2 pseudogenes are annotated in these 893 nt (G+C 54.9%); both read right to left on the minus strand.

The annotated features are described in order from the left end of the window. Window positions 1-450 (minus strand): annotated as a pseudogene (locus A3754_RS03805) (hypothetical protein); the annotation flags it as partial. Window positions 451-692: 242 nt separating this feature from the next. Continuing rightward, window positions 693-893, minus strand: a pseudogene (locus A3754_RS03810) (cardiolipin synthase); the annotation flags it as partial.

Raw genomic sequence — 893 nt, forward strand, 5'->3', positions numbered from 1 at the left:
CTGCGGCATACGCACGTAGCCGGCCTGCTCCGGATAAGCACCTGAATGCAAGGCGAAGGGCATTACCAGGTCCAGCGTGTCCGGCTCCTGGTAGAAGGTCACCCGCAGGGGAGCATCACGGTCTTTCACCGGCCACGGCAAGCGGGTAGTTACGTAGACGTCGCGTTGATAGGGGGAATTGCGCTTCAGGTCGCGAATTTCCGACACCATGTGCATAAACGAAGCAACGGCGTCGTAATCATCCAGCAAAGCACCGATGGCATTGAAGTCATTCACCCGCAAATCGGCCACGCCCCGGAAAGTTTTCAGGCGTGAGGTATCATCGTCCTGGCGAAACACCTGGACGGCGTCCCGATCGGTGACCAGCACCCACTCCCCCTCTTCGGCCAGCACCGGCACCGCGACCAGTGATAACACCAGCAGGATTGTCAGTTTTTTTATCATCATCATCCTGACCAATATGGCGCACGACCTTCCCGGTATTGCGCTATCTTTACCGCTCTGTCTTTATTGTTTTTCTACAGGCACTCTTCGCTGTACTGGAACTATCTCGCTGCGCCAAGATATTAAACAGCCTGTTTAAGCGGCTACTTTATAACCAAGAGAGTAACGATTGTATCCCGGCAAACAGGCAGTTCGTGATCAAGACCACACAAATAATGGCATTTTGCCATGGCCGCCAAGCAGCGAGCCTATAAATAGGGCTCCATCATATGAGCCAGTGCATTGCGCACCCGCCGCCAAGGCGCCATTTGTCGAAAGCCGGCCTGATCCAGCCGCTGTGACAGCGCGATCCGCTCATCCAGCGCGTCATCAATCTGCTCCGCCAGCTCCTCCCCATAACATTCCAGATCAAACTCGAAGTTCAATCTCAGACTGCGGGCATCCCAGTT

The organism is Alcanivorax sp. HI0083 (assembly GCF_001635175.1).